At 32.5% G+C, this 22,411-nt stretch carries 25 protein-coding genes; 19 read left to right on the top strand and 6 right to left on the bottom strand.

Going from position 1 to position 22,411, the window contains the following annotated elements; all coding sequences use genetic code 11:
• The 17 genes from ACSULM_RS07065 (at position 1) to sucB (ending at position 16,966) form a co-directional block, all read left to right on the top strand.
• Positions 1–1,119 carry a conserved virulence factor C family protein gene (locus tag ACSULM_RS07065; protein WP_436861657.1) on the top strand — a complete coding sequence of 373 codons (1,119 nt, stop codon included), beginning with the start codon at positions 1–3 and terminating at the stop codon, positions 1,117–1,119.
• Between the two features lie 34 nt (positions 1,120–1,153).
• On the top strand, positions 1,154–1,591 hold the full coding sequence (gene brxA, locus ACSULM_RS07060) for a bacilliredoxin BrxA (RefSeq protein WP_436861655.1): 438 nt from the start codon (positions 1,154–1,156) through the stop codon (positions 1,589–1,591).
• A 290-nt stretch (positions 1,592–1,881) separates the two neighbouring features.
• A complete protein-coding gene (locus ACSULM_RS07055; protein WP_436861654.1) occupies positions 1,882–2,838 on the top strand; it encodes a thymidylate synthase in 957 nt (318 codons plus the stop codon).
• 96 nt (positions 2,839–2,934) lie between these two features.
• Positions 2,935–3,420, top strand: a complete 486-nt coding sequence (locus ACSULM_RS07050; protein WP_436861653.1) for a dihydrofolate reductase — start codon at positions 2,935–2,937, stop codon at positions 3,418–3,420.
• A 10-nt stretch (positions 3,421–3,430) separates the two neighbouring features.
• On the top strand, positions 3,431–4,270 hold the full coding sequence (locus ACSULM_RS07045; protein ID WP_436853866.1) for a DegV family protein: 840 nt from the start codon (positions 3,431–3,433) through the stop codon (positions 4,268–4,270).
• Between the two features lie 125 nt (positions 4,271–4,395).
• The gene (msrA, locus tag ACSULM_RS07040; RefSeq protein WP_436853865.1) at positions 4,396–4,923 is read left to right on the top strand and encodes a peptide-methionine (S)-S-oxide reductase MsrA; all 528 of its coding nucleotides are present in this window, start codon (positions 4,396–4,398) and stop codon (positions 4,921–4,923) included.
• Positions 4,916–5,344 (top strand): peptide-methionine (R)-S-oxide reductase MsrB, encoded by a 429-nt coding sequence (msrB, locus tag ACSULM_RS07035; RefSeq protein ID WP_436861652.1) that lies wholly within the window; start codon positions 4,916–4,918, stop codon positions 5,342–5,344. The genes msrA and msrB overlap by 8 nt, the downstream gene beginning before the upstream one ends.
• 14 nt (positions 5,345–5,358) lie before the next feature.
• A complete protein-coding gene (locus ACSULM_RS07030) occupies positions 5,359–5,859 on the top strand; it encodes a PTS sugar transporter subunit IIA (protein ID WP_436861650.1) in 501 nt (166 codons plus the stop codon).
• Positions 5,859–6,080 carry a YozE family protein gene (locus ACSULM_RS07025; protein WP_436861648.1) on the top strand — a complete coding sequence of 74 codons (222 nt, stop codon included), beginning with the start codon at positions 5,859–5,861 and terminating at the stop codon, positions 6,078–6,080. The genes ACSULM_RS07030 and ACSULM_RS07025 overlap by 1 nt, the downstream gene beginning before the upstream one ends.
• Positions 6,081–6,285: 205 nt before the next feature.
• Positions 6,286–7,749 (top strand): S41 family peptidase, encoded by a 1,464-nt coding sequence (locus ACSULM_RS07020; protein ID WP_436861646.1) that lies wholly within the window; start codon positions 6,286–6,288, stop codon positions 7,747–7,749.
• A gap of 20 nt (positions 7,750–7,769) precedes the next feature.
• On the top strand, positions 7,770–8,279 hold the full coding sequence (locus ACSULM_RS07015; RefSeq protein WP_436861644.1) for an N-acetyltransferase family protein: 510 nt from the start codon (positions 7,770–7,772) through the stop codon (positions 8,277–8,279).
• A 10-nt stretch (positions 8,280–8,289) separates the two neighbouring features.
• Entirely contained in the window at positions 8,290–9,363 is a 1,074-nt protein-coding gene (locus ACSULM_RS07010; RefSeq protein WP_436861643.1) for an undecaprenyldiphospho-muramoylpentapeptide beta-N-acetylglucosaminyltransferase, read from the top strand.
• Positions 9,364–9,379: 16 nt separating this feature from the next.
• Positions 9,380–9,994, top strand: a complete 615-nt coding sequence (locus ACSULM_RS07005) for a phosphatase PAP2 family protein (RefSeq protein ID WP_436861642.1) — start codon at positions 9,380–9,382, stop codon at positions 9,992–9,994.
• 430 nt (positions 9,995–10,424) lie between these two features.
• Complete coding sequence (locus ACSULM_RS07000) at positions 10,425–11,087, top strand: response regulator transcription factor (protein WP_436861641.1); 663 nt, start codon at positions 10,425–10,427, stop codon at positions 11,085–11,087.
• The gene (locus ACSULM_RS06995; RefSeq protein ID WP_436861640.1) at positions 11,084–12,439 is read left to right on the top strand and encodes a HAMP domain-containing sensor histidine kinase; all 1,356 of its coding nucleotides are present in this window, start codon (positions 11,084–11,086) and stop codon (positions 12,437–12,439) included. Before ACSULM_RS07000 ends, ACSULM_RS06995 begins: the two co-directional genes overlap by 4 nt.
• Positions 12,440–12,876: 437 nt before the next feature.
• The gene (locus ACSULM_RS06990; RefSeq protein WP_436853855.1) at positions 12,877–15,678 is read left to right on the top strand and encodes a 2-oxoglutarate dehydrogenase E1 component; all 2,802 of its coding nucleotides are present in this window, start codon (positions 12,877–12,879) and stop codon (positions 15,676–15,678) included.
• 13 nt (positions 15,679–15,691) lie between these two features.
• Positions 15,692–16,966 carry a dihydrolipoyllysine-residue succinyltransferase gene (gene sucB / locus ACSULM_RS06985; RefSeq protein ID WP_436861639.1) on the top strand — a complete coding sequence of 425 codons (1,275 nt, stop codon included), beginning with the start codon at positions 15,692–15,694 and terminating at the stop codon, positions 16,964–16,966.
• A gap of 252 nt (positions 16,967–17,218) precedes the next feature.
• Here sucB and ACSULM_RS06980 read toward each other — a convergent pair whose 3' ends face one another.
• Together ACSULM_RS06980 and ACSULM_RS06975 are read right to left on the bottom strand one after the other, a co-directional pair.
• A complete protein-coding gene (locus tag ACSULM_RS06980; RefSeq protein ID WP_436861678.1) occupies positions 17,219–17,893 on the bottom strand; it encodes an aminotransferase class I/II-fold pyridoxal phosphate-dependent enzyme in 675 nt (224 codons plus the stop codon).
• A gap of 11 nt (positions 17,894–17,904) precedes the next feature.
• Positions 17,905–18,273 (bottom strand): aminotransferase class I/II-fold pyridoxal phosphate-dependent enzyme, encoded by a 369-nt coding sequence (locus tag ACSULM_RS06975; protein WP_436861638.1) that lies wholly within the window; start codon positions 18,271–18,273, stop codon positions 17,905–17,907.
• A 234-nt stretch (positions 18,274–18,507) separates the two neighbouring features.
• Between ACSULM_RS06975 and ACSULM_RS06970 the strand changes: the two genes are divergently transcribed.
• The gene (locus ACSULM_RS06970) at positions 18,508–18,981 is read left to right on the top strand and encodes a MarR family winged helix-turn-helix transcriptional regulator (RefSeq protein ID WP_436861637.1); all 474 of its coding nucleotides are present in this window, start codon (positions 18,508–18,510) and stop codon (positions 18,979–18,981) included.
• Between the two features lie 17 nt (positions 18,982–18,998).
• Here ACSULM_RS06970 and ACSULM_RS06965 read toward each other — a convergent pair whose 3' ends face one another.
• On the bottom strand, positions 18,999–19,493 hold the full coding sequence (locus ACSULM_RS06965; RefSeq protein WP_436861635.1) for a GNAT family N-acetyltransferase: 495 nt from the start codon (positions 19,491–19,493) through the stop codon (positions 18,999–19,001).
• Positions 19,494–19,616: 123 nt separating this feature from the next.
• Entirely contained in the window at positions 19,617–20,165 is a 549-nt protein-coding gene (locus ACSULM_RS06960) for a helix-turn-helix domain-containing protein (protein ID WP_436853853.1), read from the bottom strand.
• A gap of 111 nt (positions 20,166–20,276) precedes the next feature.
• Between ACSULM_RS06960 and ACSULM_RS06955 the strand changes: the two genes are divergently transcribed.
• Positions 20,277–20,864 carry a LysE family translocator gene (locus tag ACSULM_RS06955; RefSeq protein ID WP_436861633.1) on the top strand — a complete coding sequence of 196 codons (588 nt, stop codon included), beginning with the start codon at positions 20,277–20,279 and terminating at the stop codon, positions 20,862–20,864.
• A 111-nt stretch (positions 20,865–20,975) separates the two neighbouring features.
• Here ACSULM_RS06955 and ACSULM_RS06950 read toward each other — a convergent pair whose 3' ends face one another.
• Positions 20,976–21,425, bottom strand: a complete 450-nt coding sequence (locus ACSULM_RS06950) for a GNAT family N-acetyltransferase (protein WP_436861631.1) — start codon at positions 21,423–21,425, stop codon at positions 20,976–20,978.
• Positions 21,426–21,454: 29 nt separating this feature from the next.
• Entirely contained in the window at positions 21,455–22,330 is an 876-nt protein-coding gene (locus ACSULM_RS06945) for an AraC family transcriptional regulator (RefSeq protein WP_436861629.1), read from the bottom strand.
• Between the last annotated feature and the right edge of the window lie 81 nt (positions 22,331–22,411).

Genomic DNA, 22,411 nt, shown 5'->3' with positions numbered 1-22,411 from the left:
ATGGAAATATTGCGTGTAGAACCGACTCCAAGTCCTAACACCATGAAAATTGTATTGAACGAAGAAAGACAAGATAACAAGTCAAATACTTATACTACAGTAAAAGACGATCAACCACAGTTCATAAATGACATGCTCTCCGTAGAAGGCGTGAAATCTATATTTTATGTCATGGACTTTCTTGCTATAGATAAAAAAGGGAAGTATGATTGGGAATCGCTCCTTCCAAAAGTGACTGCTTCACTAAATAATGGAACAAATGACTTATCCGAAACCTTACCAGACGATCGTTATGGTGAAGTAAGAGCAGAAGTCTTAAAATTCAAAGACATTCCTTATCAAGTTAAACTTACAACTAAATCAGAAGAAAAGCGTAAACAACTACCAGAGATTTATATTGATAGTATGCTAGCTGCACAAAAAGATGACGATAATATCGTCTTTCTTAGAAAATGGGAAGATTTAGGTATTCGCTATGGCGAATTAGATGAAGTTATGACAGAAGTTTTTGAAGAAATATTAGCACTTTATCCAGAAAATGAATTATACACGCTTGTTGAACACGCCTTAAATACTGATGTTATTATGCAAGAGAAGCATTATCAACACGTATCTTTAGAAACTTATCAAGCAACCGATGACTGGAAAGAACGTTTGAGAATGTTGAAATCATTTCCTAAACCTACAATTGAAGACTTTCCGCTCTTAGGTGAAGTCATTAGTGAAGAAGAAAAAACACCTCTACGTCGTGAAGCAATTGTATTGCTTGGAATGATTGAAGACGAAGCCGTATTACCATACTTGTTTAAAGGCTTACATGACAAAAGTCCTGCAGTGAGAAGGACAGCTGGAGATTGCTTAAGTGATTTAGGTTTTAAACAAGCACTTCCAGAAATGGAAAAAGCATTAGATGATCCTCAAAAAATTGTGCGATGGCGTGCGGCTATGTTCCTATTTGACGAAGGTGGGCCTGAGCAATTGGAAACACTGCGTGCTCACGAACAAGATTCGGCATATGAAGTCAAACTTCAAATTGAAATGGCAATCGCTAGAATTGAAAATGGTGATGAGGCACTTGGTTCTGTTTGGAAACAAATTGCGAATAGAGACAAATCGTAATTACGAAACATAATTTTACAGAGGAGCGATATAAATGAATGCATACGAAGCATATATGAACGAACTTGCTACACAAATGCGTAGCGAATTAACTGGCCGTGATTTTAAAAGTTTAGAATCAGCCGAAGCGGTAACAGATTACATGAATAGTGTTGGTGAAGATGAAACTACATTTGTAGTTATTAATTCTACATGTGGCTGCGCAGCTGGACTGGCAAGACCTGCAGCAGTGACGGTCGTTGAACAAAATGATAAAAAACCAACAAACAAAGTCACTGTATTTGCTGGTCAAGATAAGGAAGCAACAGAAAAGATGCGTGCATATATTCAGCAAGCACCTTCAAGCCCATCATATGCGTTGTTCAAAGGACAAACTTTAAAACATTTTATTCCTCGTGAGCATATTGAAGGTAGAGATATTCAAGATATATGTATGGATATTAAAGATGCTTTTGATGATCATTGTGAATAATGCATGGTGATGTTTAATTACAATATCGTTAATTAATATCCGTATAAGGTTATAATTCTGTATGGGTATTATTCATCTAATGCCAACTTATACCATATTTTCTTAATTATAGAGAATGGTTAGTTGGCATTAATTTTTTTATTTATATGTATCTTATATAACGTTTTCAAAAAATGTTGTATAATTTACTCAACATATACTACTTTTACACAATCAATGGTAATTCCTTTATCTTATGTCCATTATCCAATAAGATTAAATAAAAATAAAATTGGAAGGAGTAGACGGTTATGTTAAATACTTTTGACCAAGCATATCACGATTTGTGTGCAGAAATTTTAGAAATTGGTAAGCAGAAAGACGACCGCACAAACACTGGTACAATTTCAAAATTTGGACACCAACTCAGATTCGATTTAACAAAAGGCTTTCCTTTACTCACAACTAAAAAAGTGTCATTTAAATTAGTTGCAACAGAATTACTATGGTTTATTAAAGGTGATACAAATATAAAATATTTACTTCAATATAATAATAATATTTGGAATGAATGGGCTTTTGAAAATTATGTTAAATCACCAGATTACACTGGTCCAGATATGACTGATTTTGGACATAGAGCACAAACTGATGCAACATTTAACGAAAGCTATAAAGCTGAGATGAAAAAATTCAAAGATAGCATTCTAAATGATGATACTTTTGCAAAAAAATATGGTGATTTAGGTAATGTATATGGTAAACAGTGGCGCGACTGGCAAGATGCGCATGGCAATCACTTCGATCAATTAAAGACTGTCATAGAACAAATCAAAAACAATCCAAATTCAAGACGTCATATTGTCTCTGCTTGGAACCCAACAGAAATTGATACAATGGCTTTACCGCCATGCCATACAATGTTTCAATTCTATGTGCAAGACGGTAAATTAAGCTGTCAATTATATCAGCGTAGTGCCGATATTTTCTTAGGTGTGCCATTTAACATTGCAAGCTACAGCTTATTAACCCATTTAATCGCAAAAGAATGTGGCTTAGAAGTGGGAGAATTTGTGCATACATTCGGAGATGCGCATATTTATTCAAATCACATGGACGCGGTCGAAACACAGTTAGCTAGAAATAGTTATGACCCGCCGCAACTAAAAATCAATTCTGACGCATCTATTTTTGATATAGACTTTGAAGATCTTGAAATTGTAGATTATCAGTCACATCCAGCAATAAAAGCACCAATAGCTGTATAATAGAAGTACAAAGTTAAATTTATTTGTCTTTTACTATATAATAAACACTGCCAAAGTAATATTTACAACCTATATTTCAATATTAGGAGGAACAATATGACACTTTCAATACTTGTCGCCCATGATCAACAACGTGTCATTGGTGTGAACAATCAATTACCTTGGCATTTGCCGAGTGATTTAAAACACGTCAAAGCGTTGACTACTGGACATACACTTGTCATGGGTCGCTCAACATTTGAATCTATCGGGAAACCACTACCTAATAGACGAAATGTTGTATTAACTAGAAACAAATCTTTTCACCATGAAGGTGTGGATGTCATACATTCTATCGAAGAGATTTATGATTTGCCTGGACATGTCTTCATTTTTGGTGGTCAAACATTGTTTGAAGCAATGATTGATCACGTAGATGATATGTATATTACCGTCATTGAAGATAAATTTAACGGTGATACTTTCTTTCCACCCTATACTTTTAAAACGTGGGATATCATTTCATCTGTAGAAGGTAAATTAGATGAAAAAAATAAAATACCACATACTTTTTTACATTTAACACGAAAGGGAACTTCATAGGAGGAAATTTATGATGAAAAAGAAAATAGTAACCGACTCAACATCGGATTTAGCACAAAGTTATTTAATAGATAATGATATCCATGTTGTACCTCTGAATTTAACAATTGACGGTAAATCTTACTTAGATCAAATAGATATATCATCTGAGGCATATATTGAAAGAATCCAAGATAATGCAGATGTTAAAACAAGCCAGCCATCTATCGGGAAATTTATTGAAATCTATGATGAACTTGGCGCAGATGGCTCTGAAATTATCAGTATTCACATGACTTCTGGTTTAAGTGGTACTTACCAAACTGCATTACAAGCAAGCCAAATGACCGATAGTAACGTGACAGTGATTGATTCCAAATCTATTTCTTTTGGTTTAGGTTATCAGGTTCAACATATAGTTGATTGGTGTAATGAAGGATTGTCGACAGAAACGATTATCTCAAAATTAGCTGAATTACAAAAAAATATAAAGCTTTATGTCGTTATTGGACAATTAAATCAACTCATTAAAGGCGGCCGTATTAGTAAAACTAAAGGGCTTATTGGAAACATGATGAAAATCAAACCTATTGGTACATTAGAAAATGGAAAAATAGAACTTATTCATAACTCACGAACACAAAATGCTAGTGTACAATTTCTAAAAAAAGAAGTGAGCGCATTTATAGGCGATAAAAAAATAAAATCTATCGGTATTGCACACGCAAACATTATCGATTTTGTTGATAAAGTTAAAAAACATTTCTCTGAAGAATTTAACTTTAGTCAATTTGATACAAATGTAACCACACCGGTAATCACAACACACACAGGCCAAGGCGCAATCGGGTTAGTTGTCTTACGATCTTAAATTATTAAAGTTAGAAATGCTATATAATCTATGCGTACAACAGTCTCATTATATATAAACATTTTCATAGCATTTTTCTTAAAATAATGGTAATTTTATGACAAAATAGATATAGGAGGTATAATATGGCATATGCAACATTAGCTGGTGGTTGTTTTTGGTGTTTAGTTAAACCATTTACATCATATCCTGGCATCGAAAATGTTGTTTCTGGTTATAGTGGTGGACATACTGATAATCCAACATATGAAAGTGTAAGTACAAACCAAACTGGACATGTTGAAGCAGTTCAAATTACTTATAACTCTGAAATCACTACCTTCGAAAATATTTTAGATATATATTTCAAAACATTTGATCCAACTGATAATACTGGACAATTTTTTGATCGTGGTGAGCATTATGAACCTGCTATCTTTTATCACGACGAACATCAGAAAAAAGCAGCTGAAGCAAAAATACAACAATTAAATGAACAAAACGTGTTCAACAAGCCTGTGATTACGCCGATTAAACCATATAAAAACTTTTATCCAGCAGAATCTTATCATCAAGATTATTATAAGAAAAACCCGTTACATTATGAACAATATCAACGTGGTTCTGGACGTAAAGGCTTTATAGAACAGCATTGGGGGAAACAGCATGATTAAAAAGAATAAAAATGATTTAAATGAAATGGAATATTTAGTTACACAAGAAAATGGTACAGAACCACCTTTTCAAAATGAATATTGGAATCACTTTGAAAAAGGTGTCTACGTAGATAAAATTTCTGGCAAACCATTATTTACTTCTGAAGAAAAATTTGAATCAGATTGTGGTTGGCCAAGTTTCTCTAAAGCATTAGATGATCAAGAAATTATTGAACTCGTAGATAAAACATTTGGAATGGTCCGTACTGAAGTACGTTCTGAATCCGCAAACAGTCATTTAGGTCATGTGTTCAATGACGGCCCTAAAGAAAGTGGCGGCCTCAGATATTGTATTAACTCTGCAGCAGTACAATTTATTCCATATGAAAAATTAGAAGAGCTTGGTTACGAAGATTTAATACCACATTTTGAAAAATAAGGAGCGAACATATTATGTTTAAAAAATTATTCGGTAAAGGTAAGGAAGTTAATAAAGAAAGTGCAATTTATGCACCAATTACAGGGGAATATGTAAAGATTGAAGATATTCCAGACCCTGTTTTTGCTCAAAAAATGATGGGTGAAGGATTTGGTATTAACCCAACAGAAGGTGAAGTTGTATCACCAATCGAAGGTAAGGTTGATAATGTATTTCCAACTAAACATGCAATTGGATTAAAAGCTGAAAACGGCTTAGAAATTCTTGTACACATCGGACTTGATACAGTTCAACTTGATGGCCAAGGTTTTGAAGTTTTAGTTGAAAGTGGTGATTCAGTAAACGTCGGTGATCCACTATTAAAATTCGATTTAGACTATATTAAAACAAATGCGAAATCAGTAATTTCACCAATTATCATTACAAACTCTGATAATACATCAGATATTTCAGTTGAATCAGTAGCAGCAGTTAAAAAAGGTGAAACAAAAATTATTGATGTGACAATGAATTAATGAAAAATCATTCATTTTATCATTTTGCGCTTACGGCTCGTGGTCGTAAAGATGAAAAAGGTGAGTTAGCAGAAGCTATTTTTGATGATTTATCTTTTCCAAAGCATGAACAAGACTTTCATGTATTATCAGATTATATTGAAACACAAGGTGATTATGCGATTTCCTTGTCCGTATTCGACGATTTATATGAAGAATATACTGAATGGCTTAAATTTTAAACACAAGATAGCCTAAAGGGGCATTTCTTTAAATATATGTCTTTGTTAGGCAATGATTGAAATTAGTTATTTTCAGTCTGTACCTATTAGAATATTAAGTGTCATTTAAACGCTGGGATTAAACTAATCGGTTCAATCCCAGCTCATTTTATTTTAAATTAATTTTCAAAGCATTCATTTTTACATAAGTATTGGAAGTGATTAAATGTCAGAAAGTAAAGACATCAATGAATATAATGAGCAACACGAAAAAGAAAAGCATCCTAAATATTTAAATTTAAAAAAAAGCAACTTAATCTGGATTTTAATTGCAACGATCCTAATTACAGCAGTAATCACAGTATTTGCAACGATTGGTATTAGTCATTGGAAAAGTGGTTTAACGAATGATCAAAGAACGCAAGTGAAAAAAATCGAGGAAGTTTACCAAACTTTAAACAGTGAATATTATAAAAATCAAAGTTCTGAGAAATTAGCAAATGCAGCTATCGATGGTATGGTCAAAGAATTAGATGATCCCTACTCAGAATATATGACTAAAAACGAAACACAATCATTCAATGAAGATGTGTCTGGAGATTTTGTAGGTATTGGAGCAGAAATGCAGAAGAAAAACGACAAAATTGAAATTACTAGTCCAATGAAACAATCACCAGCCGAAAAATCTGGACTCAAACCTAAAGACGTCGTAACTAAAGTAGATGGCAAGTCAATAAAAGGACAACCACTAGAAGCCATTGTAAAAAAAGTACGCGGCAAACAAGGAACAACAGTAACATTAACGATTGAACGTGCAGGTCAATCACATGATATTAAAATTAAGCGAGATAAAATACATGTTAAAAGTGTCGAATATAAAAAACATGATGACGTAGGTGTATTTACAATTAACAAATTCCAAAGTAGTACATCTGCCGAGCTTAAATCTGCAATTATCAAATCACACAAAGAAGGTGTACGTAAGATCGTCCTAGACTTACGTAATAACCCTGGTGGATTATTGGATGAAGCAGTCAAAATGGCAAATATTTTTATAGATAAAGGCGATACTGTTGTACAATTAGAAAAAGGTAAGCAAAAAGAAGCAATTAAAACCCCAAATGATGCAACTAAAGAAGCGCAAGATATGGAGGTATCCATTCTTGTAAATAAAGGCTCAGCAAGTGCCTCAGAAGTATTTACAGGCGCTATGAAAGATTATGGTAAAGCCAAAGTATACGGTACAAAAACCTTTGGTAAAGGCATCGTACAAACGACACACGAATTTAAAGACGGCTCTTTACTAAAATTCACAAATATGAAGTGGCTCACACCAAAATCACACTATATTCATGGTAAAGGCATTAATCCTGACATAAAAATTAATAGTCCTGCATATGAATCACTCAATGTTATACCAAACGATAAAACATATCAGTTGGGTGATAACAATAAACATGTTAAAACTATGAAAGTAGGTTTAACTGCATTAGGTTATAAAGTTGATAACGAGTCTAATGAATTTGATAGTTCATTAGAAAATGCTATTAAATCGTTCCAAAAAGATAACAATTTAAATGTGGATGGTAAATTCACGAAACAAACAAATGAGAAATTCACGCAACAACTCGTCGATAAAGCAAATGAACAAGACACTGTTTTAAATACGCTATTAAAAAAATTAAAATAATTTAGAGGGGTAATCCATTTATGATTAGAACTGCTAATAAGCATGATTTATCTAGTATTTTAAACATTGTTGAAGAAGCAAAATCTATAATGAAACAAGACAACAATGATCAATGGGACGAATATTATCCATTAGAAGAACATTTTGAACAAGATATTGAAAAAGAAACACTATTTGTTCTTGAAGAAAATTCTAAAATTTATGCTTTTATAGTTGTCGACCAACAACAATCAGAATGGTATGATGAACTAGAATGGCCAGTAGACAGAAAAGGTGCTTACGTGATTCATAGACTTGCAGGTTCTTCAGAGTACAAAGGTGCAGCGACTCAGTTATTTGATTTTGCTGTCAACTTAGCTTTGGAGCATCAAATACATGTTTTAATCACTGACACGTTTGCGTTAAATAAACGGGCACAAGGACTGTTTGAAAAATTTGGCTTCACTAAAGTAGGCGAAGCAGAAATTGATTATCACCCATATAATAAAGGTGAACCATTCTATGCCTATTATAAAAATTTAGAAGAATAGAGGTTATACTATGACGAAAATCGCATTTACCGGTGGCGGCACTGTTGGACATGTTTCTGTAAACTTAAGTTTAATTCCAACTGCCATAGAAGAGGGGTATGATGCCTTTTATATCGGTTCTAAAAATGGGATTGAACGTGAAATGATTGAATCTCAATTACCATCAATTAAATATCATGCAATTTCTAGTGGCAAGCTACGTCGCTATATTTCATGGGATAATATTAAAGACATCTTCAAAGTCTTAAAAGGTATTTTAGATGCACGACGTGTATTAAAAAAAGAAAAACCAGATATCCTATTTTCAAAAGGTGGCTTTGTATCTGTACCCGTTGTCATTGCGGCAAGATCATTAAAAATACCTACTATTATTCATGAATCAGATTTAACACCTGGGCTAGCGAATAAAATCTCATTGAAATTTGCTAAAAAAATCTACACTACTTTTGAAGATACCTTAAAATATTTGCCGAAAGATAAAGCTGATTTTGTGGGAGCAACAGTACGAGAAGATTTAAAAACTGGCGATAAAAATAGAGGTTATCAATTAACTGCATTTAACCAAGACAAGAAAGTATTACTTGTCATGGGCGGTAGCTTAGGAAGTAAAAAATTAAACGCAATTATAAGAGAGAATCTCGACGCATTGCAACAAAACTATCAAGTCATTCATCTGACTGGTAAAAATTTACTTGATGACACATATAAAAATCATCCTGGCTATATACAGTTTGAATTTGTAAAAGATGATCTTACTGATTTACTTGCAATCACTGATACAGTTATCAGTCGTGCAGGTTCGAATGCCATTTATGAATTTTTAGCATTACGTTTACCGATGTTATTAATTCCTTTAGGCTTAGACCAATCCCGTGGAGATCAAATCGATAATGCAAAGTATTTTGAATCTAAAGGCTTTGGTAAAACAATACCTGAAGATACATTGTCTGAACATGCATTAATTAAAGAACTGAACACAATTGAAACAAACCGTGATATGATTATTAAGCAAATGGAATCCTATCAAGAAAGTTATACGCGACAAGATTTATTCCAAAAAATTATTAAAGATGCTTTAAATTAACTAGGAGGTCTATGCAATGAGTCGTTGGAAGCGAATATCATTACTCATCATTTTTACATTAATATTTGGCATCATTGCATTCTTCCATGAATCAAGATTAGGAAAATGGATTGATAACGAAGTTTATGAATTCATTTATTCTTCAGAGAGCTTTATCACAACGACAATTTTCCTCGGTGTGACTAAAGTAGGTGAAGTTTGGGCAATGGTTTGTTTATCACTGCTTCTCGTAGCTTATTTAATGCTCAAACGCTTAAATATCGAGGCACTATTTTTCGCAATTGCAATGAGCTTATCTAGTACGTTAAATCCATTATTGAAGAATATTTTTGATAGAGAACGTCCAACACTTTTGAGACTCATTGATATTTCAGGATTTAGTTTCCCAAGTGGACACGCAATGGGTTCCACCGCCTTTTTTGGTAGTACCATGTATATTGCCAATCGGGTGATGAATGGTAAAGCCAAAGCATTTATGATTGGTCTCTCTGCCTTATTTATCATTATGATATCATCGTCACGTGTCTATTTAGGTGTACATTATCCTACAGATATTATTGCAGGTATCATTGGCGCGGCATTCTGTATCGTATTATCAACACTCATTTTAAGACATAAATTACTCACATAAATAAGTATCATAAAAAGGCAGTTCGTTGTATAAAATACAACGAACTGCCTTATGTGTGTCAAAATTTATTATAAAAACCGATTTTACGTAGTAAAACCGGTTTCTATATTCACGTTGTCTCGCAACGTTAGTCTTTTACGGGCATATAAAAGGGGATATTTTTGAAAATGATCAATCCAAATAAGAACGTAATATGTGTGGGGGGAATGTCTCATTTTTGGTATTGATAATCATTTTCAATTACATTATACAATACTGAGAATGATTGTCAATTAAAAATGCGAATTTTTTTAATTTGTTATTTTTAAGTTTATGAACGCTACTTACAATTATCAATGATTGGCTTAATAAGGCCCATTCACTTTTATTTTATATTATGACTTTCTCCAAATACAATTTTCATTTAATATATACATTGAGGTGCTACAATATGACAAAAATTTTAATAGTGGAAGATGAACAAAACCTTGCACGTTTTATAGAACTAGAACTCGAACATGAAAATTATGAAGTCGATATTGAATATGACGGGCGTCCTGGTCTAGATCGTGCATTATCAAATGATTATGATTTAATTCTATTAGATTTAATGTTACCGAACATTAATGGCTTAGAAATTTGCCGTCAAATACGTCAAAATCAAACGACGCCGATAATTATTATCACAGCAAAAAGCGATACATATGATAAAGTTGCTGGCTTAGATTATGGTGCGGATGACTACATCGTTAAACCGTTTGACATTGAAGAACTGCTTGCAAGAATACGCGCGATGTTGCGTAGACAACCACAAAAGAACCTTTTAAATATTAATGGGATTATTATTGATAAAGACGCATTCAAAGTCACAGTCGATGGGCAAAGACTTGACTTAACTAAGACAGAGTATGATCTATTATATTTACTTGCAGAAAATAGGAATCATGTATTACAACGAGAACAAATTATCGCTGATGTTTGGGGATTTGATACGGAAGTAGAAACAAATGTTGTAGATGTTTATATCCGTTATTTGAGAAACAAACTAAAGCCTTTTGGGAAAGATAAAACTATTGAGACCGTTCGTGGTGTCGGATACGTGATAAGACAATGAAGCAACGTAAATTAAAAACAAAATGGATGCTCATTACAACAACAATTACTTTTTTAACCATATTTATATTCAGTATTATTATCATATACTTTTTAAGTACATCACTGAGACATAATGAATTAAATGAAGCTGAACGAAGTTCTGAAGATATCGTAAAACTGTTTGAATCTAAGCATATTAGTCGAGTCTCTCCATTAGATTTGAATGCTTCCTTAGGTAATTTCCAAAAGGTAATGCTTTTTGATAATGATGGCCACAAGATTATAGAAACATCGAATGATGACTCAATTACATATTCACCGAATGTCGTTCCTAATAATCTCAATCACATTGCAGTTAGAAACAATCAGAACACTGAATATCTCATCATTACAGATCAAATTGACTCGCCAAAATTTCAAGGCTATAGTGTCATAGTACATTCATTGGATGATTACAATGCGCTCGTTAGTTCTTTATACTTTATTGCCCTAATATTTGGAATTATTGCCACATTTATAACTGCAATTATAAGTTATTTCTTTTCATCTCAAATTACAAAACCGTTAATTTTGATGTCTAATAAAATGCAACAAATTCGACGTGATGGGTTCCAGGAGAAAGTTGAATTAACAACAAACTATGAAGAAACAGATAATTTAATCGTAACGTTTAATGAAATGATGTTTCAACTCGAAGAATCATTTAATCAGCAACGACAATTTGTCGAAGATGCTTCACATGAACTTCGTACGCCACTTCAGATTATTCAAGGTCATTTGAATTTAATTAATCGCTGGGGGAAAAAAGACGCCGCTATTCTAGAAGAATCACTAGATATCTCATTAGAGGAAATGGCAAGAATTACAAAATTAGTAGAAGAGCTATTACTATTAACTAAAGATAATAACAATAGTAGAGATGGCGAAATTGAAAATGTAGATATTAACGCAGAAATTACTTCTCGTATTAAATCATTAAAACAATTGCATAGTGATTATACATTTGAATTTGACGCATATCCAAAAGCGCTGAATATCAAAATAGATCGTTATCAATTAGAGCAAGTGCTCATCATCTTTATAGATAACGCTATGAAGTACGATCAAATTAATAAATATATTCACATTCAAACTAATTTAAGAAATAAGCAAATTTCTATAGAAATCACTGACCATGGTGTAGGTATTCCGAAAGAGGATATAGACTTTATATTCGATCGCTTCTATAGAGTTGATAAGTCACGTTCACGAAAACTTGGCGGCAATGGACTAGGTTTATCTATCGCCAAAAAAATCATTGAATTGAATCATGGCACAATTCATGTAGAGAGTGAATTAGGTAAATACACTACATTTAAAATTACATTCTAATTACTATAATTAATACTTCATATTGGTGTGTCTGGGACATAAATAGATGTTTCAGACTCTCTTTTATGATTAGTCACCCTTGCTAGGTTGGGATGATTAAATCTATAATTGGAAAATTTGAGTTCCGTCCTACTCCTATTTGATTATTTTAATTACTTAATCAACGTCATAAATTACTAATATCAACTCTCTAACTGTTATGTCTCAAGATTATTTTTCTCGAAAAATGGGTATATAAAGATTGGTTAGATAGCATTTGTTTTGTGTTTCACATTCAAAAAATGTGTTACGCTATATTATATAAAACTTAGACATAGAACCAATAAATTTTAAGGTTCTGTTTTTTTATCTAAGTGAGTTATTGGTACTTTAATTTGTATATATTTAATGCTATTATTGATTTGTAAGCGTTTCAACTATTTTGTGGAGGGTGTAATATGAGCAACGAAAGTCAGGTTTCCGAGGCACCTGTAAATTTCGGAGCAAATCTTGGTTACGTTTTAGATTTATATGATATATATCTAGAAGATCCAAGCGCAGTTCCAGAAGATTTACAAGTCCTATTCAGTACTATTAAAAACGGTGAAGCTAACATCGCAACAAATTCTGAAAATCAAAGTAGTGTAACAAAAGGTGATAGCACGATTAAACGTGTAATGCGCCTTATCGATAATATACGTCAATATGGGCATTTATTGGCTGATATTTATCCAGTAAATAGACCTCAAAGAGAGCATTTACCGAAGTTAAACATCGAAGACTTTAATTTGGATCAGAAAACGCTTGAATCCATTTCAGCAGGTATTGTATCTGAGCATTTCAAAGATATTTATGACAATGCTTATGAGGCGATTTTGCGTATGGAAAAACGTTACAAAGGGCCTATAGCCTTTGAATATACGCATATTAATAATAATAGAGAGCGTGTATGGTTAAAACGTAGAATTGAAACGCCATATAAAGCAACTTTAAATGATAATCAAAAAATTGAACTATTTAAAAAATTAGCCCACGTTGAAGGTTTCGAAAAATATTTACACAAGAACTTTGTAGGCGCAAAACGTTTCTCAATTGAAGGTGTAGATACACTTGTCCCAATGTTACAACAAACATTGAAGATTGCTAGTGATGAAGGTATTCAAAATATTCAAATTGGTATGGCACACCGTGGTAGATTAAATGTCTTAACTCACGTGTTAGAAAAGCCATATGAAATGATGATTTCAGAATTCATGCATACAGATCCAATGAAATTCTTACCATCAGATGGTAGTTTAAAATTAACTTCTGGTTGGACAGGCGATGTGAAGTACCACTTAGGTGGTGTTAAAACAACACAATCATATGGTATCGAACAACGTATTTCATTAGCAAATAACCCAAGTCACTTGGAAATTGTAGCGCCTGTAGTATTAGGTAAAACACGTGCTAATCAAGATACAACAGATAAAGCTGGTGAAGTAACAACTGAATTCAAAAAATCTATGCCAATCCTTATCCATGGTGATGCAGCATACCCTGGTCAAGGTATTAACTTTGAAGCAATGAACCTAGGTAGTTTAGAAGGCTATTCTACAGGTGGTTCTCTCCATATCATTACGAACAACCGTATTGGTTTTACAACTGAACCTGAAGATGGTCGCTCTACAACTTATTCTTCTGATGTAGCGAAAGGTTATGACGTTCCAATCATGCATGTGAATGCTGATAACGTTGAAGCAACTATCGAAGCAATTGAAATCGCTATGGATTTCAGAAAAGAATTTAATAAAGATGTCGTGATTGACTTAGTCGGCTACCGTCGTTATGGGCATAATGAAATGGACGAACCTTCAATCACAAATCCACTACAATATCATGAAATTCGTAAACATGAATCTGTTGAAATATTATATGGCAAACAACTTGTCGAAGAAAATATTATCTCAGAAGATCAAATGAACGATATTATTGATGGTGTTCAAAAAACGTTACGTGCAGCTCACGATAAGATTGATAAAAACGATAAAATGGACAATCCAGACATGCAAAAACCTGATAGTCTTGCTGAACCAATTCAAGGTACAGATACAGAAATCAGTTTTGAGCAATTAAAAGAAATTAATGATGCTATGCTCACATACCCATCAGATTTCAACGTATTGAAGAAACTCAATAAAGTATTGGAAAAACGTAAAGAACCATTTGAGAGTGAAGAAGGATTAGTTGACTGGGCTCAAGCAGAACAGTTAGCATTTGCTACAATCACCCAAAATGGCACGCCAATTCGTTTAACTGGTCAAGATAGCGAACGTGGTACATTTAGTCATCGTCATGCTGTACTACACGATCCAGATACTGGTGAAAAATTCGTTCCATTACACAATGTTCCTGATCAAAAAGCAACTTTTGAAGTACGTAATTCACCATTATCAGAAGCTGCTGTAGTTGGTTTTGAGTACGGTTATAATGTTCAAAATAAATCATGCATGACAATATGGGAAGCACAATATGGTGACTTTTCAAACATGGCACAAATGATATTTGATAACTTCTTATTTAGTGCGCGTGCTAAATGGGGAGAACGTTCTGGATTAACATTGTTCTTGCCGCATTCTTTCGAAGGCCAAGGACCAGAGCATTCTTCAGCACGTTTAGAAAGATTCTTACAACTTGCTGGTGAGAATAACTCAACAATCGTTAACTTATCAAGTTCAAGCAACTACTTCCATTTATTACGTGCCCAAGCAGCAAACTTAGGAACAGAATCTATGAGACCACTCGTAGTTATGTCACCGAAAAGTTTATTACGTAATAAGACGGTTGCAGATCCTATTAGTAAATTTACAACTGGTAAATTCGAGCCAATTTTACCAGAAGCTCATGATAAAGATGCTGTTAAAAAAGTTATTTTAGCATCAGGAAAAATGTTTATCGATTTAAAAGAATATTTGGCGAAAAATCCAGATGATTCTATCTTAATTGTAGCAGTTGAAAGACTTTATCCTTTCCCTGCAGAAGAAATCGAAGCATTGTTGAATGAACTACCTAACTTGCAAAATGTAGCTTGGGTACAAGAAGAACCTAAAAATCAAGGTTCATGGTCATTCGTATATCCATATCTAAAAGAATTGACAACAGACAAATACGATTTAAGCTACCATGGTCGTATCCAACGTTCAGCACCTGCTGAAGGCGATGGAGAAATTCACAAGCTTGTTCAAAATATGATAATAGAGCAAAGTACAAACATTAACTAGGGGGAAGTAAAGCATGCCAGAGGTAAAAGTTCCAGAGTTAGCAGAATCCATTACAGAAGGTACCATTGCAGAATGGTTAAAACAAGTCGGTGATAGCGTAGACAAAGGTGAAGCTATCGTTGAATTAGAAACAGATAAAGTCAATGTTGAAGTTGTTTCAGAAGAAGCAGGTGTGCTTCAAGAATTACTAGCAAATGAAGGCGATACTGTTGAAGTTGGACAAGCTATTGCAGTTGTAGGTGAAGGCAGTGGTAACGCTACTTCTGAAGCTCCAGCCAAAGAAGACTCATCTAAAGATGAACCAAAAGCTTCAGAATCAAACGAATCACAAGCTAAATCTTCAGAATCAAATAACAATCAATCTGAAGATAAATCACAAGACAATGGTCAACGCGTCAATGCAACACCATCTGCACGTAAATATGCACGTGAAAAAGGCATTGATTTATCTGAAGTAGCATCAGCTTCAAATGATGTTGTAAGAAAAGAACATGTTGATCAAAGCCAAAAACAAGCAAATACACAACAATCACAACCAGCTGCCAAGGAAGAAAGTAAGCCAGCTGCATCTCAAAGACCAACAAAACCAGTAATTAGAGAAAAAATGTCTCGTCGTAAGAAAACAGCTGCTAAAAAATTATTAGAAGTCTCTAATAATACAGCAATGTTAACTACATTTAACGAAGTCGATATGACAAACGTTATGGACTTACGTAAACGTAAGAAAGAACAATTCATCAAAGATCATGATGGTACTAAACTTGGTTTCATGTCATTCTTCACTAAAGCTGCAGTTGCTGCGTTGAAAAAATATCCAGAAGTAAATGCAGAAATTGACGGCGACGATATGATAACTAAACAATACTATGATATTGGTGTTGCTGTTTCTACAGATGACGGCTTACTTGTACCATTCGTTAGAGACTGTGATAAGAAAAACTTCGCAGAAATCGAAGACGAAATTGGTAATTTAGCTAAAAAAGCACGTGATAAAAAACTTGGTTTAGATGATATGGTTAATGGCTCATTTACGATTACCAATGGTGGTATCTTCGGTTCAATGATGTCTACACCAATTATCAATGGTAGCCAAGCAGCTATTCTAGGTATGCATTCAATTATTACGCGTCCAATTGCGATTGATGCAGATACAATTGAAAATCGTCCAATGATGTATATTGCATTAAGCTATGATCACAGAATCATTGATGGTAAAGAAGCAGTTGGATTCTTAAAAACAATTAAAGATTTAATCGAAAATCCAGAAGATTTACTATTAGAATCTTAATCCACACACAAAATAGTTTACTAACCCTAATACAACGGCGTTTATCGTCGTTGTATTTTTATGTATTTATGCATTTTTGAGAATTTGCCCCATAGCATGTTTGTTTTCGGATATAGAAATCTCAATACGCTGATGCTTAAAATAAAAAGCGCCTATAATGTCACTTTCCTTTTTATATTGCAGTAATTTCCCTTATTAAATTGCAAAAGCAACGCACTTTCATAAAGTCCGTTGCTTTTGCAGTTTATTATTTTATGACAACAAAGCATTTGTAATTTTTGTAATGGCAACTTCCAATTTTTCCCTAGGTACAGCTACATTTAGTCTGATGTATCCATGCGCATTATCTAAAAATTGAGATTCATCTTCCAATACAACATTAGCATTTTCTATAAAAAACTGTGATTTATATCCTTCGATTTTATCCGTATAGTAACTCAAATCAATCCAAGCAAGATAAGTTGATTCTGGAATTTCAAATACTGCGTGAGGCAAATATTTATTCAAAAAATTCTTTAGATAAATTAAATTTTGTTCTAAATAATGATTCATCTCATTTAACCATTGATCTCCGTGTTCATATGCTGCTTGTGTGGCAGCTAAACTTAGAGGATTAATGTATAACGATTGCTTTTCTTTCCATTTTTTTATTAATGAGTCGTTAGAAATGATCACATTAGAAAACATTAATCCAGCTATATTGAACGCTTTACTCTGTGACATAGTAGTAATTACTTTGTCATAGTCTGGATAAATGGTTGAAAGAGAAGTATGTTCTACAGTTTTTCTTCTAATATCACAATGTATTTCATCAGATATGACCCAAACATCATTGTTTATCATAATTTGCATAAATGTTTTGAGTTCTTGTGTTCTCCAAGATCTTCCAGTTGGATTATGAGGATTACAAAAAATACATAGTTTTATATTATTGTGAATTATTTTTCTTTTATATCATTGAAGTTAATTGTATAGTAACCGTATGTATTATTTAGAGGACTATATACTGTTTTAATATTGTTTTTATCACATACTGTTTGAAATGGGGTATAAGATGGGGTTAATATTAATACTTTATCATTATATTCATTATCACAAATAAGATTAACTAGAAGTTCTAGTGCTTCAATAACACCATGAGAGAAAGTAATAAATTCTTCATTAATGCAAAGATTGTAATTTTTTCTCATCCAATTTGTAAAAGATTTAAAATAATTATCATCAAACACCATACTATAACCTAAAATTTGTTTATCTAGTCTTTTTCGTATGCTATTTATAATGAAATCAGGTGTAGCAAAATCCATATCAGCAATCCACATTTTAATTAAATCTTTTTTTCTCTATATTTGACTTTAAAGCCCTTTGATTATTAAATAAGTAACTCATATATCCTTCAACATTAACAGCATTTGTGTTATGTCTATCAATTACTTCATCAAAATTATAATACAAAAAATCACCTTTTCTTTTTTGTATTATGTTATTCAATAATTGATACATGTTAAAATAGTATCAATTAAACAATTAGGAGTACGACTATGACTAGAGAAAACAGTTTTTTAAGTGCAATAGATAAATTATATGAAACTTCCCGTTTACTTAATGAGTATGAAAGTATACCAAGAAAGTATGGGACTGAAGATGAACTATTTATGGTAGAAGCACATATAATTAATCTTATAGGAAACAACCAAGTAAACAATATCTCAGGTATTGCTAAACAAATGAATAGAACAAAGAGCTCAGCCTCACAAAATATCACACGACTTGTTAAAAAAGGACTTGTTAAAAAAGAAAAAAGTGCTCACAGTTCTAGAGAAATAAGTATTATATTAACGCCTAAAGGAGAACAGGTTTTCCAATTTCATAAGAATTTAGACGATAAAGAACTTAATTCATACTTAACTAAACTGGAAAACTATAATACCAAAGACTTTGAAAATATCGATCACTTTTTGACTATAATAAATGAAAATATAATCCATTTGTTGGGGTCATCTAATAACGATTAAGTTTAAAAGTTGTATGTTTAATCTAATGCTATTTCTTTAATTAAATTAAACCATTTTATACCGCCATGCTCTGATTCTGAAGTACCATAGTTTACGTAACCATATTTTTCATAAAATGGAATTAGGGTACTTTTGCAAGTTAATGTTATACCTTTGCGATTATTAACTTTAGCTAATTTTTCAAGCTCATTTAATAATTTCCCTGCTAATCCTTGATTCCTATATTGCTCAGAAACTACTAATCCTAAAATAGCTATATATCCTCCTTGTTCTTGATTTTTTCCAATACTTTCAAATAAGTCATCTGTAATATATTCTTGATTAATAACAGGTCCATTTACATAACCTGCTATTTTTCCATTTATTTCAGCAATAATAAATGTGTCGTTTATATTTTCTATTCTTTCTATAAGTGCTTCTTCTGTGGCAGCTTCTTCAGGAGTAAAGCCCTTATTTTCTATTTTTAATATTTCTTTCAAATCTTGGAGCCTAACATTTCTAAATTTAAACATAATTTTCCCTCTCTTTTTTCTAAATCAAAATTAGTTTAGCACCTTAACTATTTAGAGTCAATATTGAATCAAAACCACCCGTGTGAACGGGTGGTTTTGATTTAATAATTTAAGTTCGATACGCTAATAATGAATAATCATATTTAATCGTACAGTTGTATCGTGATCATTTGAATATTTGTGGAACGTATTCGCATTAAATTTAATCGATTCATCTTTATTGATATAAATCGCTTCATTTTCTAAATTAAGCGTCAATGTTCCATCATATACCGTTATATATTCAATCGTACCCGCACCGTGTGGTTCACCGTCCATACAACCACCAGGTTCAATGACTACCATATAGCTTTCAAATTTCTTTTCAATATCAAATTTAAAGAATGGATAAATACGGTACTTATTGTCATCTGACATCAGGGGTTGTACGTCGTTCAATGTTTGTTTTTTTACAATATTATCATTTTCTTGAGTAAGTTCAGTAAAAGATACCTTTAAGCCATTGGCAATTTTCCAAAGTGTAGTTATAGAAGGTATCGATTCTTTACGTTCAATTTGACCCAACATTGTTTTACTTACTTCTGTTAGGTAAGACAAATGTTCAAGTGAGTAACCATTTTGTTTTCTGTATAATTTTAAGTTTTCAGCAATTATGTCATTGATTTCTTTCAATTGAAGTCACCTCTATTTACAATATAACGTACAAAGGATATACTTTAAAGTACAAACGTTAAAACGTATTTTTATACTTTATACCGTTTTAAGCGATAGGGGGGGGTAACCATGACAATAATTAGTATGTTGATTTATGCTGTTGTAGCAAGCTTTACGCCAGGTCCTAATAATATTATGGCTTTATTCTTTTCACAAAATTTAGGTTTTAAAAAAGCATTTCGCTTTTCAATTGGTGTGGGTGTTGGTTTTTTAATTCTTTTATGTTTATCACAAATATTCAACACAACACTACATAGTGTGTTTCCTAAAATAGAAATATTCATGAAAATTTTTGCATTTATCTATTTAATGTATCTAGCCTATAAAATATTCATGAGTTCTATCAATGGGACTAAAAAAGGATTCGATGCTAAATTTAGTAGCGTACGCTTTGCGACGATATTACAATTCATAAATCCAAAAGGTGTGATTTATGCTTTAACAGTAATTTCTACTTTTGTAACGCCCGTTTACACAAATTGGATTACACAATTACTATTAGTCGTAATTTTAGCTTTTATTGGCTTTTTAGGCACTTTAAGTTGGGCAGCTCTAGGCTCATTATTTAAAGCTTGGATCGCTAAACACGAACTTTTATTTAATATTGTCATGGCATGTTTATTAGTTTATGTCGCATTCAGCATTATATTCCATTAACTATAAATTATATAACCTATCTAATAGCGGGGCACAATTCACTTTTGTGCTTCGCTATTTGTCTGTGAATCATTGATTGATAAATTACAATTAGCAATCAAACATTATTCACTATAAATCTTGCGATAACCGAACCATATCTTTTAATTGCATCCCATCTATTATAATTGGTGTTTCGTAGTGTCTGACAAAGAAGTCCCGATCGATTGATACCATTCTAAAGCCACACCGTTGATATAACATTAATTGTTTTGTACCAATGCTACCTGTTCCAATCTCCATTGTATGATAGCCCACATCCTTGGCATTTTGAATCGCGTAATGTATAAGTTGCTTGCCATAACCATGATTTTGAAAGTTTTCCTTAATAGCTAAATTTACGATTTCTACTGTTTTAGGCCTTGTTGGTATTAATACAATTATGCCAATAATTTCACCCTCTATTTCATATACGTAGCAATCGCCTCTATTCGTATATTCACGCACCAATTTTTCAGATGGATCTGCCAACAAAAGTAGTGACATCGGAAGGCCTTCATTTTTTGCTAGTTTGCGAATCATTAAAATCCTCCTTTGCTATTATAAATAAACTATTGTGAAATGTACTGTTTATAATATTTGCTTGGACTACAACCATAAGCAACTTTAAAACGTCTATAAAAATTAGAATAGTCACTAAAACCACAAGACGCTGCAACTTGTTGAGGAGTATGTCCAATTTTTAACATTCTTTGAGCATTCTGCAATCGTTTTTGTAATAAGTATTTGTATGGGGGATAGCCGACCAATCGTGTAAAATGCTGTGTGATTTTATAACGACTTACAAAAAATTTCTTTTCCAAATCTTCCAATGAAATAGCATCTGCGTAATGTAACTCCATATAATCTAAAACTTGCCTAACAAGTTGCGCTTCTGGATCATCATCTTGTGAAATTTCTAAATTGTCGATTGATACTCTATTTAAAAGTATAAAAAACTGCGTTAATATAGCTTCCTCTGCCAATGCTTTACCAAATTTATGATTGTCTTGTTCATTAATCAATCCTTGTAACAAATAATATAATTCTCTTTTTTGAGCTTCTGTGAGTTGCAATAAATTTTTGAAATTGGCTGACTTTGTATCAAAACATGTTGCTAAATCTATATTTTCAGTTGATAAACGTTCTAAAAGTTGCGCATCAAAACGTAAACCTATGCGTTCAGCATGTCCATCTTTTTGTTCATTTAACTGATGAAATTCATAGGGCGTAATAATAAGCATGGACCCAACGTCCAATTCATATTGTCTGCCTTCAATCGTATATAGCATATTTCCAGATAATGAAAAAAATATTTCAAAATGATCATGATAATGTAGTTCATTCCCAAAATGACCATCACTAATTTTATGCCAAGCTGCATACTCTCCCTCAAATGGTAATGAAATAGAATCAAACTTAAATTTTATTTCTTTATCCTCAAGCATTAAAATGCCTCCCACTCAAAAAGCAATCTTTTTTCATCTTTTTACAATGTTCCTAATTTTCTCATAATTTATACTTACATT

Source organism: Staphylococcus caeli (genome assembly GCF_051413795.1).
GTDB lineage: Bacteria > Bacillota > Bacilli > Staphylococcales > Staphylococcaceae > Staphylococcus > Staphylococcus caeli_A.
Note: the sequence above shows the minus strand (reverse complement) of the source record. Positions and strands in the feature narration are given on the sequence as shown.